Origin of the sequence: Hyphomonas sp. BRH_c22, assembly GCF_000961795.1 — a bacterium.
Lineage (GTDB): Bacteria > Pseudomonadota > Alphaproteobacteria > Caulobacterales > Hyphomonadaceae > Hyphomonas.
Genome location: NZ_LADU01000065.1, coordinates 1 through 12851, shown reverse-complemented (window position 1 = coordinate 12851; position 12851 = coordinate 1). Strand labels below are relative to the sequence as shown.

Here is a 12851-nt window from a genome sequence, read left to right as displayed (position 1 = left end):
CGCAGGACTGGGGCGACGACTGGCGCGCCACCTTTCCCGTCGGCGGCCGCGACGGCTCGCTCCGGCGCCGCTTCCGGGGCACTCTCCTCGAAGGCCGCATCGCCGCCAAGACCGGCACCCTCAAAGGCACCAACGCCCTCTCCGGCTACCTCACCACCGCCAGTGGCCAGACCCTCGTCTTCGCCATGATCGCCAACGACCGCCCCTTGAGCGTTCCCTCAGCGATACCGTTCATGGATGCCGCGCTGGTAAGGATTGCGGAGGGGAATTGAAGCGCGTCGTTGCTCACCATACCCCCAAACGCCGCCGTCCCGGCGAAAGCCGGGACCTCAACCCATTAAAGGACCGGATCGCCACACGTGCCCACCGAAGACTCCCGCCTGCTCTGGTATCATCGGCCCAGAGGCGGCTTCCCAAAGGGGCTCACCCTGAGCGCGCCTGGATTAAATATCCAGTTCGTCCACGAAGGCCGCGTTTTCCTGGATGAACTTGAAGCGGGTTTCGGCCTTCTTGCCCATCAGCGTGTTGATCAGGTCGCCCGGCTTCAGTTCGGTCAGTTCGTCCAGCGAATCCGGCAGCGTGATGCGCGCCAGCGTGCGGGTCGCCGGGTTCATCGTGGTCTCTTTCAGCTGTGACGGGTTCATTTCGCCAAGGCCCTTGAAGCGCGTCATGTCGACCTTCTGGTTCGGCTTGAAATGCTTGGCCAGCACTTCGGCGCGGTGGGCATCGTCCATCGCATAGGCAATCGTGCCCTTGTTCGACAGGCGAAACAGCGGCGGCATCGCCATGAACAGGCGCCCGCTCTCTATCAGGCCCGGAGTCATGCGGTAGAAGAATGTGATCAGCAGGGCCGCGATATGGGCGCCGTCAACGTCGGCATCGGTCATGATGATGATCCGCTCATAGCGCAATTCATCAAGATCGAACTTGCGGCCAAGCTGGGTGCCGAGCGCGAGGGCGAGATCGTTGAGTTCCTGGTTGCCAGCCAGCTTGTCGGCCGAGGCGCTTTCCACGTTCAGGATCTTGCCGCGCAAGGGCAGGATGGCCTGCGTTTTCCGGTCGCGCGCCTGCTTGGCGCTGCCGCCGGCCGAGTCGCCCTCGACGAGGAACAGCTCGGTACCTTCCGGGCCCTTCTCGGCGCAGTCGGCCAGCTTTCCGGGCAGGCGCAGGCGCTTGGTGACGGACTTGCGGCTGATCTCTTTCTGCTTGCGGCGGTTGGCGCGCTCCTCGGCCCGGTCAATCGCCCAGGTCAGCAGCTTCTCGGACTCCTTCGGGCTGCCGGCCAGCCAGTGGTCAAACCGGTCACGTACGGCGTTCTCAACCAGCCGGAAGGCCGCCGTGGTCGACAGCTTGTCCTTGGTCTGGCCGACGAATTCCGGGTTGCGGATGAAGACAGACAGCAAGAGGCCCGAATGGCCCATAATGTCTTCAGCCGTGATATCGGCGCCCTTTTTCTGGCCGGTCAGCTCGGCAAAGTTGCGCAGGCCCTTGGTGATGGCCGACCGGAAACCGGCCTCGTGCGTGCCGCCTTCGGGCGTCGGGATCGTGTTGCAGTAAGAGCGGGCAAAGCCGTCCGCCTCGCCAAAGCCGGCGCGGGTCCAGGCAATCGCCCACTCGACCTTGCCTTCCTTGCCCATGTCGACAAGGCCGGTGAACGCGGTCTCGGTGATTGTGGCCTTGTCATCGAAGACTTCGCCCAGCTGGTCAGCCAGGCCGTTCGGATAGGAAAGCACGGCCTCGGCCGGGATTTTCGAATCCTCCGGCAGGAGGGCCGGATCGCAGTTCCAGCGTACTTCGACGCCGCGATAGAGATAGGCCTTCGACCGCGCCATCTGGAACAGGCGGGCCGGGCGGAAGCGCAGCTTGTCGCCGAAAATCTGGTGGTCAGGACGGAACTTCACGCTCGTGCCGCGCCGATTTGGCGCAGCGCCGATCTTTTCAAGCTTCCCTTGCGGCAGTCCGCGGGAGAATGACTGGCGGTAGAGTATCTTGTCCCGCGCCACTTCAACCTCGACCAGCTCCGACAGGGCGTTGACCACGGAGATGCCGACGCCGTGCAGGCCGCCGGCTGTCTCATAGGCCTTGTCAGAAAACTTGCCGCCCGAGTGGAGCGTGGTCATGATGACTTCAAGCGCTGATTTCTTTGGGAATTTCGGGTGCGGATCGACCGGAATGCCGCGCCCATTGTCCGAAACGGTCAGGAAGCCGTCGCTCTCAAGCTTGATCTCGATCCGCGTTGCATGGCCGGCGACCGCTTCGTCCATCGAATTGTCCAGCACTTCTGCGAACAGGTGATGGTAGGCGCGCTCATCGGTGCCGCCGATATACATGCCCGGCCGCTTGCGAACGGGCTCGAGGCCTTCAAGGACTTCAATATCCTTGGCCGAATATCCCGAAGAATCTGGTATCATTGCGTCGAACAGCTTTGCTTGTGTGGCGGCGGCCATATTTGGTCTCCCTTAATGGGCACGCGACTCAGTGTCGATATTGGGAGAGCATAATGCCCGTCACGATTAATACCCCGTTAACCCTGCAGAGCGGCCTGACCTTCCCGAACCGGTTGGTGAAGGCTGCCATGACAGAGGGACTCGCGGATCCACGCAACCGGGTAACGGATGCCCATTCGACGCTTTATCGCCGCTGGGCCGAGGGCAGGGCAGGCGGCCTGATCACCGGAAACGTCCAGATCGATCGCCAGCACCTGGAACGGGTGGGCAATGTCGTCATCGACGCCAGCGCCGGTGATCACGAGATCGGGCTGCTGTCGCGCTGGGTGGCGGCCGCCAAATCAAAGGGCGCCGCGTTCATCATGCAGGTCAGCCATGCCGGGCGCCAGACACCGAAACTCGTCAACCCGCGCCCTGCTGCGCCCAGCCCCGTCGCGCTTGGCCTGCCGGGCGGCCAGTTTGGCGAGCCGCGTGCGATGACGCAGGACGAAATCCGGCTTGTCGTCGAAGGTTTCGGCCGCGCCACCCGGCTAGCGAAACAAGCCGGGTTTGACGGCGTTCAGGTCCATGCCGCCCATGGCTACCTGCTCAGCTCGTTCCTGTCGCCGCTCGCCAACCGCCGCGAAGACGACTGGGGCGGTCCGCTGGAAAACCGCGCCCGCCTGCTTGCCGATTGTGTCCGCGAGGCCAAAATCCAGGGCGGAGCGGCCTTTTCGGTCTCGGTAAAGCTGAACTCGGCTGACTTCCAGAAGGGTGGCTTCAGCCATCACGACTGCCTCATGGTCATCGGCATGCTCAACGGGCTTGGCGTGGATTTCGTCGAGATCTCCGGTGGCAATTACGAACAGCCCAGGATGATGGACATGGATGGCCTCGAGCCGTCCTTCGAGGAACCGAAGCACAGCTCTACCCGCGAACGGGAAGCCTATTTCCTCAGCTATGCGAAATCCGTCCAGGATCGCGCCAGCATGCCCTTGATGGTGACAGGCGGATTCCGGACCCTGGCAGGCATGAATGCGGCCGTCGCAACGGGCGAAGCAGACCTGATCGGCATCGGTCGCCCACTCTGTGTTGATACGGCAACGCCGAAAAAGCTGCTTTCGGGAGAGATCGAGGCTGCTGACCGCTGGGAATCGCGTTTGCGCATTGGTCCGGGCATATTCGGGCCGAATTCGCCGATCAAGCTGATCAAGGCGCTGAATGGTTTCGGCGCGCAGGGCTGGTACTATGAACAGATACGCCTGCTGGCGGCCGACAAGCCCGCTGACCCGGAATTGGGGGTCCTGCAGGCCTTCCTGGCGCATCAGCGGCGGGAGACCTCAGGCGCCAAGGCCTGGCGCGCTGCGATGCCTTGATTTCAGGCGTATTTTCATTTCCCCAGAATCTTGCGCACTCTCCGGGTTGAAGCAACGCCCTGCGCGATCCACATCTTAGTCAATCGCCCGACTCTCGTCATGATTGACAGGCAGGGTAAAAGGGTCGCTGCAAAGCGGGGCCCGTATTCCAAGGAGGCATTCAAATGCCAAGACTGAAAAACCTTCCGGTGTTGCCGCTTCGGGACATCGTTGTGTTTCCTGACATGGTCGCTCCGCTCTTCGTCGGACGCGACAAGTCTGTGCGTGCGCTCGAGATGATTGACGAGGGCGACAATGAAATCATGCTGGTGGCCCAGCGCGACGCCGCGATCGATGATCCGGGTATCGGTGACGTGCACGAAATTGGCACGGTGGCCACCATTCTCCAGCTTCTGAAATTACCCGATGGTACCGTAAAGGTGCTCGTCGAGGGCCAGACCCGTGCGCGCCTGAAAACGCTGCATGACCGCGGCGACTATTTCGAAGCTGAAGTTGAAACCATTCCGGAAGCGGAAAGTGATGGCGGTGACGTGCAGGCACTGATGCGTGCCGTGCAGGAGCAGTTTGAGAATTATGTCAAACTCAACCGCAAGATCCCGCCGGAATCTGTTTCCACGATCGGCCAGCTGACCGAGCCGGGCAAACTGGCAGATGCCGTTGCCTCGCAGCTTTCGGTCAAGATTTCCGACAAGCAGGAATTGCTTGAGCTTTCCGACATCAAGGACCGCCTCGAAAAGGTGTTCGCCCTGATGGAAGGCGAAATGGGCATGCTGCAAATGGAGCGGAAGATCAAAAACCGCGTCAAGCGGCAGATGGAGAAGACCCAGCGCGAATATTACCTCAACGAGCAGATGAAGGCGATCCAGCGTGAGCTGGGCGAGCAGGGCGGCGACGGCGGCGAACGCGACGAAGTGGCCGAACTCGAGCAGAAGATCGCCGATACGCCTTTCTCCGAGGAGGCGCGTGCCAAGGCAGAGGCCGAGGTCAAGAAACTGCGCCAGATGTCACCGATGTCGGCCGAATCCACGGTCGTGCGCAATTATCTCGACTGGCTGCTGTCCCTGCCATGGGGCCAGCGCAAGGATATCCAGACAGACCTGGCCAAGGCCGAGAAACAGCTTGATGACGACCATTACGGCCTCGAAAAGGTCAAGGAACGCATCCTCGAATACCTTGCCGTGCAGAAGCGCACCGGCAAGCTGAAAGGACCGATCCTGTGCCTCGTTGGCCCTCCGGGCGTCGGCAAGACCTCGCTTGGCAAGTCCATCGCCGAAGCCACGGGACGCGATTTCGTGCGCGTGTCGCTGGGCGGCGTGCGGGACGAGTCCGAGATCCGCGGTCACCGCCGCACCTATATCGGCTCGATGCCGGGCCGGATCGTGCAGTCGCTGAAGAAGGCCAAGAGCGGTAACCCGCTCTTCCTGCTCGACGAGATCGACAAGATGGGCATGGACCATCGCGGCGATCCTGCTTCGGCCCTGCTCGAAGTGCTCGACCCGGAACAGAATGCCACCTTCAACGACCACTATCTCGAAGTCGACTATGACCTGTCGGATGTGATGTTCGTCACCACGGCGAACTCGCTCAACATGCCCCAGCCCCTGCTGGACCGCATGGAGATCATCCGTATCGCGGGTTATACCGAGGACGAGAAAGTCGAGATCACCAAGCGTCACCTGATCCCTCAGGTGCGCGCCGATCATGGCTTGAAGGATGACGAATGGATTGTCACCGACGAAGCCGTTCGCGACCTTGCCCGGTACTATACCCGCGAGGCTGGTGTCCGGTCCCTGAAGCGCGAGATTGCGCGTCTGGCCCGCAAGGTGGTGCGCAAGCTGGCGACCGATGAATCGCTGACGAGCCTGACCATTACGTCGGACAACCTGCCTGACTATGCCGGCGTGCGGAAATTCCGCTATGGCCTCGCTGACGAGACCGACCAGATCGGTGCCGTCACGGGACTGGCTTGGACGGAATCCGGTGGTGACCTGCTCACCATCGAGGCGGTCAAGATGCCGGGACGCGGCAACATGAAAGTCACGGGCAACCTGCGTGATGTCATGAAGGAGTCGATCCAGGCGGCCAGTTCGCTCGTGCGTTCCCGGTCTGTCATACTCGGCATCAAACCGACCGTGTTCAGCACGAACGACATCCACGTGCACGTGCCCGACGGCGCAACGCCCAAGGACGGGCCAAGTGCCGGCGCCGCGATGACCACGGCCATCGTGTCGCTGCTGACCGGAATTCCGGTCAACCGTGAAGTTGCGATGACGGGTGAGATTTCGTTGCGCGGACGCGTTCTGCCGATCGGTGGCCTGAAGGAAAAACTCCTCGCGGCCCTGCGCGGCGGCATCAAGACGGTGCTCATTCCGGAAGAGAACGAGAAGGATCTCGAGGAGATTCCGGACAATGTTAAAAACGGACTTCGCATCGTGCCTGTGTCGGACATCAATGAAGTGCTCGAACTGGCACTCAGTGAACCGCTCAGCCCGATCGTCTGGTCCGAGGCCGACGAGGCGGCATTGCAGGCGAGCCTGTCCGGCCAGCCATCGTCCGCATCGGACGCCGTGCGCACGCACTAGCGGCGGGCGAATAGATCCATCAAGCGGCCGTGTGCGAGAGCATGCGGCCGCTTTTTTTATGCGCGCCCGCTCTTGCTTTTTGACGCAATTCTCAGCACAAGCCACCGACCGGATAGGGCGGTTAGCTCAGTTGGTAGAGCATCTCGTTTACACCGAGAGGGTCAGCGGTTCGAGCCCGTTACCGCCCACCATAAAAACAAGGCACTAGCCTGTGGAAAAAAGAACATCAGAGAACAGTTTACAGCATAGTTTACAGGTTCTGTTCTTGTTCCGTCCTTAAAATGTGGCGCTCTTGCGCCCAGAACGGTCGCGTCGAACGTGTGTGCGCGCTTGATTTTTTATGCATGTCTTGGGTGTCCAGTCGAACAGATCGGTGAGGACTTAATCAGTGAAGCGGTCCCGGCTTAGCAGTTGCTGGATTACTTCGCTTCTTGCCGTCCACCACCGTCGGATACACGCATGAACAATGCGAGAAGTGGTTCGTTGATATAGTAATTGTTCCGGCCGGCCTGATGCTTGGTCACGAAGCCCGCTTCGGCTAGCTGGTCGAGATACTTGGTGGCGGTAGGTCGGCTGACATGCAGGTCGTTCATCACGTAATCGATGCGCGTGTAAGGGTGGCGGAAGAGGTTGTTCAACAAGTCCTGACTGTAGATCTTGCCGAGCTCTGCTCGCATCCGTTTCTTGTAGTCCGCCATCTGGGCGCGCAAACCTTCGATCAGCTGTAGGGTAGTCTGAGATGTCTCTGCCACCGCTTCCAGAATGTAGAGTACCCAATCTTCCCAGGCGCCGTCGTCTCGCACGGCCTGCAGCAATTGATAATAGTCGTTTTTCGTACCTGTGATGTGCCGGCTGAGATAGAGAATGGGAATGTCGAGCAGGCCCGTGCGCGTCAGATAAAGTACATTGAGGATACGCCCGATCCGGCCATTGCCATCCGGGAACGGGTGGATGCTCTCAAATTGATGGTGAATGATCGCCATTTTGATGAGCGGGTCCAGATCGCAGGCGTCATCATCGTTGATGAAGACTTCGAGTCCAGCCATAAGGGCTTCAATCTCACGCGGGCCCTGTGGTGGCACATAGACGGTTTCGCCTGTGCGATCATTCTTCAGCTCTGTTCCGGCCTGCGTTCTGAAGCCATCGTCTCGCCCCTTCAACAAACGGAACATGTCGATGATGATGCGGTTGGTGATCAAACCTTGCGTCTTGCGTAGCTGGTCAAATCCAAGTCTCAGGGCATCACGATAGAGCGCGACCTCTTTTGCTGCGGCTGAGCCAGGTCCTTCCGGGAACAAGTCTGCTTGGAACAGTTCATCTTGAGTGGTGACGATGTTTTCAATTTCAGAACTTGCCTTGGCCTCCTGCAAGGCCAGCGTGTCGATCAAGATACCCTGGTTGGGGATGGCTTTGGCTGCGCCCTTCAATTCCGCCAGTGCCCTGTTGGCGCGTGCAAGTGCCTTCAGCACCGGTATCGTCTCGATCTCGACGGGTGGCGGAAGGTCTGGCAATTTGTACGAGGAATCTGGTAATTTCGACATGATGTGTCAAAGAAACGCAATTTTCTTTACATGTCCAGCTAACGTGTAAAGAAAATCACCAAATTGGTGCAAATCAGCACTAAGCGATTTCTTGCCTATGCAGGTGGCAGCCTTTACGAGACCTGGCTACTAGATCGAAGTCGTCATCGCTTCAATAACAGCTGCATCTGACACGTAAATCCGCTTCATTTTCGCGAGCGTGCCCGGCGTCCAGCCAAACAAATCAGTCAGAACCTGATCTGATATCAGAGCCGGGTAGAGGTGCTGAAGGATGACCATATTCGTCGCGCATGTCTTGCGCATGTCGTGGATGGTTGGTCCATCGTTTTCCGGGCCAAGTCCCATACGGCTGCGATGGCGATCAAAGCTCGTGCCGAACCCTTCTGCAGTCCAAGGCTTGCCCTTGCTGGAGAAAAGAATCGTGAGGGGCGCAGTCGCGAGTTTGGCGCGCGCCGCATCGATTTCATCAAGCAACGACCGGAGCGGAGGCGTGATGGGGATAAGTGCAGTGTTGCGGCCACGGCTCTTGCCCGTAGGAATGATCAGATGCTGCTTCGTGATCGCCGAAAGTGGCAAGCGGGTAAGGTCTTCACGGCGAAGTCCAGTGTGAAGAGCCAGTTTGAACGCCCATGCCAAATGAGCTGACGCGGTTTCGAGAAACTTTGCCTGCTCTTCCAGAGACCAAATACGCGCTTCCGTCGGCCGCTCGTAAAGCGGTTCGATGCCATGCGCTCGGTTCCAGTCCAGCCGCCCGTCCTTTTTGCACCAGGTCAGGAAGGCCGACAGAGCCAGGACGGCCTCATCAGCAGCGCTCGGAGAGTGACCCCAAACACGATCGCGGTGGGAGGTGATAAACTTGATAATGCGTCTGCTATCGAAAACCGAAAGCGGTGCGTTCGCAGCTGGCTGGCCCGCCTTCAGGGGCATTTCCAACCACTTGTCGAGGTACTTGATCCTGGCAGTTTGCCCTTTTGTCTTCATCTTTCTGAATGCGGGAGACTTCTTCCGATAAAGCATGACCGCCATAGCGAACGAATCTGCGACCGGCGCTCTCTCATCCTCCATCACCTCTGAATAGGCCTGGATGAATTCTGGAGGCAATCGCTTGCCGGCTCCGTCCAATCTGGATCCTTCACTCGTCCAAAATTTGGGCCCACCTCGAAACGCATAATAATAGTATCGGGTCTGACCAGTCGCGAGCTTCTTCGCAATTACATGAAGTCCCTTGATGGACATGCTCAGCTCCCTAGCCATTTCGCCTCCGAATCAGTTTCGAGCCTGAGAGAGGCCTTGTCCAGAAGCGTAATTTCGCCGTCAGGCATTAGCCGAACGCCGCACACATCAAATCCTGTATCTTTCGCTGCAGCGATCAGCGTTTTGAGACGGCGCTTGATTTCACAGGTTTTAAGATGGGGAGGTATCTGCGTCCGGGCCATTGCTCGACATCACCGGTAGGTTTGAGTCTTCATGGCCTTACGAAAGCCAGGATCGCTTGAAAGGAAAGCTTCAAGCATCAGAGGAACCAGCACAGCCACCGATGCCTCAGCTCCGTAGGTGGCAGCATGGATCCGAGAATACGCTTCGAGGTCCGCAGCCAGAGGTGGCTCGAGACTGATCGACAGTTTCTGCGGTGTCCGGTCCGGAAGCGGCCCAATTTTCAGACTGACTTCACTCATGGCTGATTGCCTCCTTGATAGGGTTTCAGAACGATATCCTTGTTGACGAGCACTGCGAGCCGCCAGCCAGGCCGGATCGTGATCGAGGGTTGGACGTCGAGATTGCGACGCACGATTTCCTGGCCCGCCTCATTCGCGCCCGTCTGTGCGGAGCGGCGAAGCGCGCGGGCAATGTCGCCCTCATCATCGCTCGCGAGTTCTGATCCCACGCCGAGCAAGGTGGAGAGCGCGACGCCCTGCAACAGCTTCCAGGAATGATAGTCGACTTTGTCTTCGAGGCCGGCATAGCCACGGGCATCGACGCCGGCGAGATTGTCGATGCGGATCGACGATCCATCCGGCATGACGATCCGGCTCCAGACGAGGAGCGCCCGTGACTGACCGAACGCGATGACGCTGTCATAGCGGCCAATGAGCCTCGCGCCCTGAGGCACGAGAACGCTCTCTCCAGTGACGGTGTCATAAACCGGGCTTGTCACCTGCGCGATGACCTGCCCCGGAAGGTCGGAGTTCACCCCTGTCAGCAGGGTTGCCGGAATAATCGTTCCAGCCATCAGCTGGTAGGGAGAAACCGGTGTCTCCAGCCGATGCGGATTGTAGATCGAGGGATCGGTTTCTGCGCCCAGAAAATCAAGCTTGCGGGCCTGCCGGTTTGGATCTTCATTTAAGGATGACCCAAACGCACTGCCGCCAGATGGCGCAAATGCCGACAGGTCCGGAAAACTGATCGAGGCCGCTGATGGACTCGCAACGCCTCCTCCAACGCTCTTCGAACCCGTACTCGCCCCAACCTGGAAAAAAACCCCGCTCCCCCGCGCGGCATCGGAGAGCGCCGCTTCACGCGCGCGCAGCTCTGCCTCCAGTGCCGTTAATTGTCCGCGCATCGGATCAGATTCAGGCGCATCCTGTTCAGGCAGCCCCATCCGCCCTTCGCGCTGCGCCTTCAGGATCGGTGTGCCAAGATCCCCCGGCAGTGGCGGCCCGAGGACATCGTCTTCCGGCGCAATCTCACCATAGGATTTCGGAAGCGTGGCCAATCCATCCGCCTCTGGATTATGACCGGTATTGTAAAGCTCCCGCGCCGGACCGTCAGTGCCTTCCTTCGGTCCCTGCAGCGCAAAGGCTAGCGAGCCAAGCACGATTGCGCTGCCGGTTCCGAGCAGGATCATCAGCGCCCGTTTGGAGAACCGCTTCACGGGTCTCGGGCGCCCGCGGATTTCGAGCGGTTGGGCTGGAGGAGAAACGGCCTCTGTCATGGCTTCGCGCTGCCAATGTCATTGCGTGCGATCTTCACGACATCCTGGCGCTTTTCGCCGAGGCGGAGTTCCGCGCGGGCGAACAGACGGTCGACGACATAATAGTCTCCGGACATGCGATAGTTGACCAGCTGGGACTTGCCGTCCCGGCCAATGACGAAGAGGGCCGGGGCCTCACCCTGGTCGAGCCGTGCCGGGAACTGGATATAGACCTTTCGGCCATCATCGAACACGCGATCCGGCCGCCAGTGCGGAAAGTCGCCCTCAAGGTCATAGCGGAATTTCAGCCGCTCGAGTTGCAATCCGGCCGGCGATGACGATGCGCGTGTTGCCGCCGAACCCGCCACCCGCGTCACAAGTTGCTGGTCGGCATAGCGCCATGAGACGGCCGCCATATAGGTTTCTTCGAATGCCCTCAGCTCAAGATGGTAGGCCCGCAGGCTCGTCGTGATGATGAGGTTGGTCTTCAGGCCCGCCTGTGTCGGTTTGATCAGGATATGCGCCTGGGCCTCGCTACCCGTTCCGGAGACCGTATCCCCGAGGACCCAGCGCACCGTGTCGCCGGCAGAGACCGAGACGAGTTCCTCGCCCGGCTGCAGGACGATGTCGGTGACCTGTTCCGGCGCGCAATAGACCTGATAGAGCGCGCCGACCGTGTAGGGATAGACCTGGATCGCGTTCATGTAATTGTCGAGCGAAGGCTCGATCGCCGCCTTACCATTCGCCGTTTCGATGGCCTGGTAAGGTTTGAGTGATGGCGCATCTGCCTCCGTCGGCATGGGCTTCAACTGGCCCGGCATCGCGCCCGTGACACTTGTCGGCGTATAGGTGCGGTAGACAACCGGCGTTGGAACAAGGTCCGCGTCGGCGATATCGGTCTCTTCCACGTCAGGGGCGAGATAGAGGTCTTCGACATAGTCTGGTTCATCCAGTGTGATGTCGGGGCCGACAGCGGCCGGAAAGCTCTCGCACGCCGCAAGGGCGGTCGAGGCGAGGAGGATGAGGGCAAGGCGTTTCATGTGGGATTAGCTCCTATTGATGGTCTTTCGACCAGTTGAGGCCGTGGACGTAGAGGCCGAGAGGATTGGCCCGGAGGGCCTCTTCGGTGCGGGGCGGGTCAATCACGATCGAGAACACGCCGGTATGGTTGGACTGGCCGGTCTCAGTGCCGTTGCGATATGCGGTCTCGCGCCAACGAACCGTGAAGCTGTCGTCTGACGCGCGCACGACGCTCGTCACATCGACTGACACGGAGCGCCGTCCGAGATCCGCAAATGGATCATTGTCGCGGGCATAATCATTGAGCGTGGCTGCCGCCCGGTCGGTTGCATAGGCATAGGCCTTCAGCCAGTTCTGCCGGACCACGACCGGATCGATGGAGATGGACCGCGTGTTCTTCACAAAATCTGCGAGGTGGAAAGCAATCTGCGCATCGGTCGGCTCATAGCGCCCATCGGCCGGGCCGACGGCGCGCACGGCGCCTTCACCGGTCAGTTCGACTACGTAAGGTGTGACGAAGGACTGGGTCGAGCGCCAGACAAGACCGCCCGCGAGCACGAACGACAAAGCGATGCTCCCAAGCGCCGCCAGCCGCCAGTTGGCCGCCTGCACGCGGGCAGAGCCGATCCGGTCATCCCAGGCCTGCGCCGCGCGCTGGTAGGGTGTCACAGGTTCCGGTGTCTCGCCATAGCGGGTGGATGTTCGCTTCCAGAGCTTCATGTCAGTCCTCGTCATTCTTCAGTTGTATCGATGTGCCGCCACCGGGACGGTCGCCGTCGCGCACGGCTGAGGCCGCCATCATGCCGGCATCGCGGGTTGACTGGTCGCGCCGGATACGCCGGGCCCAGTCAGGGGAAGAATTCTGTCCGCCATTGGTCGGACCAGCGTTCGGCGCGCCCGTGCCGCCCGTTGCCGCGAAAGCGGCGCGGGCTCCCGCCTGATGGCGCTCATGCGGATTGCCAAAGGCGCGCCGGGCAAAGTCTTTAGCGCCGGAC

10 protein-coding genes, 1 tRNA gene and 1 pseudogene are annotated in these 12851 nt (G+C 60.2%); 4 read left to right on the top strand and 8 right to left on the bottom strand.

What is annotated here, in order from left to right; genetic code table 11:
- On the top strand, positions 1-272 hold a 272-nt coding region (locus VR74_RS08465; RefSeq protein WP_299949914.1), incomplete at its 5' end, for a D-alanyl-D-alanine carboxypeptidase.
- 171 nt (positions 273-443) lie between these two features.
- Here VR74_RS08465 and parE read toward each other — a convergent pair.
- Positions 444-2447 carry a DNA topoisomerase IV subunit B gene (gene parE / locus VR74_RS08460; RefSeq protein WP_045695890.1) on the bottom strand — a complete coding sequence of 668 codons (2004 nt, stop codon included), beginning with the start codon at positions 2445-2447 and terminating at the stop codon, positions 444-446.
- A 53-nt stretch (positions 2448-2500) separates the two neighbouring features.
- Here parE and VR74_RS08455 point away from each other — a divergent pair, with 53 nt between their 5' ends.
- The 3 genes from VR74_RS08455 (at position 2501) to VR74_RS08445 (ending at position 6575) form a co-directional block, all read left to right on the top strand.
- Positions 2501-3802 carry an NADH:flavin oxidoreductase/NADH oxidase family protein gene (locus VR74_RS08455; protein WP_045695888.1) on the top strand — a complete coding sequence of 434 codons (1302 nt, stop codon included), beginning with the start codon at positions 2501-2503 and terminating at the stop codon, positions 3800-3802.
- Positions 3803-3966: 164 nt separating this feature from the next.
- Positions 3967-6384: an endopeptidase La gene (gene lon / locus VR74_RS08450; protein ID WP_045695887.1), complete on the top strand. Its 2418-nt coding sequence runs from the start codon at positions 3967-3969 to the stop codon at positions 6382-6384.
- A 115-nt stretch (positions 6385-6499) separates the two neighbouring features.
- Positions 6500-6575 (top strand) — tRNA-Val (locus VR74_RS08445).
- A gap of 228 nt (positions 6576-6803) precedes the next feature.
- On the opposite strand, the gene VR74_RS08440 is transcribed toward VR74_RS08445, so the two are convergent.
- The 7 genes and pseudogenes from VR74_RS08440 to VR74_RS08405 all read right to left on the bottom strand — a co-directional run.
- Complete coding sequence (locus tag VR74_RS08440; protein ID WP_034741786.1) at positions 6804-7925, bottom strand: Fic family protein; 1122 nt, start codon at positions 7923-7925, stop codon at positions 6804-6806.
- A gap of 129 nt (positions 7926-8054) precedes the next feature.
- Positions 8055-9161: a tyrosine-type recombinase/integrase gene (locus VR74_RS08435; RefSeq protein WP_045695885.1), complete on the bottom strand. Its 1107-nt coding sequence runs from the start codon at positions 9159-9161 to the stop codon at positions 8055-8057.
- Between the two features lie 209 nt (positions 9162-9370).
- Positions 9371-9601 carry a DUF2274 domain-containing protein gene (locus VR74_RS08425; protein WP_034741777.1) on the bottom strand — a complete coding sequence of 77 codons (231 nt, stop codon included), beginning with the start codon at positions 9599-9601 and terminating at the stop codon, positions 9371-9373.
- On the bottom strand, positions 9598-10857 hold the full coding sequence (locus tag VR74_RS08420; RefSeq protein ID WP_045695883.1) for a TrbI/VirB10 family protein: 1260 nt from the start codon (positions 10855-10857) through the stop codon (positions 9598-9600). The genes VR74_RS08425 and VR74_RS08420 overlap by 4 nt, the downstream gene beginning before the upstream one ends.
- Entirely contained in the window at positions 10854-11876 is a 1023-nt protein-coding gene (gene trbG, locus VR74_RS08415; protein ID WP_034741985.1) for a P-type conjugative transfer protein TrbG, read from the bottom strand. Before trbG ends, VR74_RS08420 begins: the two co-directional genes overlap by 4 nt.
- A gap of 13 nt (positions 11877-11889) precedes the next feature.
- Positions 11890-12576 (bottom strand): conjugal transfer protein TrbF, encoded by a 687-nt coding sequence (gene trbF / locus VR74_RS08410; RefSeq protein WP_045695882.1) that lies wholly within the window; start codon positions 12574-12576, stop codon positions 11890-11892.
- Position 12577: 1 nt separating this feature from the next.
- Positions 12578-12851, bottom strand: a pseudogene (locus VR74_RS08405) (P-type conjugative transfer protein TrbL); the annotation flags it as partial.

Coding starts and splice junctions, on each gene's coding strand:
- VR74_RS08440 (WP_034741786.1), bottom strand. CDS start 7,925: ATGTCGAAATTACCAGATTCCTCGTACAAATTGCCAGACCTTCCGCCA.
- VR74_RS08455 (WP_045695888.1), top strand. CDS start 2,501: ATGCCCGTCACGATTAATACCCCGTTAACCCTGCAGAGCGGCCTGACC.
- lon (WP_045695887.1), top strand. CDS start 3,967: ATGCCAAGACTGAAAAACCTTCCGGTGTTGCCGCTTCGGGACATCGTT.
- VR74_RS08435 (WP_045695885.1), bottom strand. CDS start 9,161: ATGTCCATCAAGGGACTTCATGTAATTGCGAAGAAGCTCGCGACTGGT.
- trbF (WP_045695882.1), bottom strand. CDS start 12,576: ATGAAGCTCTGGAAGCGAACATCCACCCGCTATGGCGAGACACCGGAA.
- trbG (WP_034741985.1), bottom strand. CDS start 11,876: ATGAAACGCCTTGCCCTCATCCTCCTCGCCTCGACCGCCCTTGCGGCG.
- parE (WP_045695890.1), bottom strand. CDS start 2,447: ATGGCCGCCGCCACACAAGCAAAGCTGTTCGACGCAATGATACCAGAT.
- VR74_RS08420 (WP_045695883.1), bottom strand. CDS start 10,857: ATGACAGAGGCCGTTTCTCCTCCAGCCCAACCGCTCGAAATCCGCGGG.
- VR74_RS08425 (WP_034741777.1), bottom strand. CDS start 9,601: ATGAGTGAAGTCAGTCTGAAAATTGGGCCGCTTCCGGACCGGACACCG.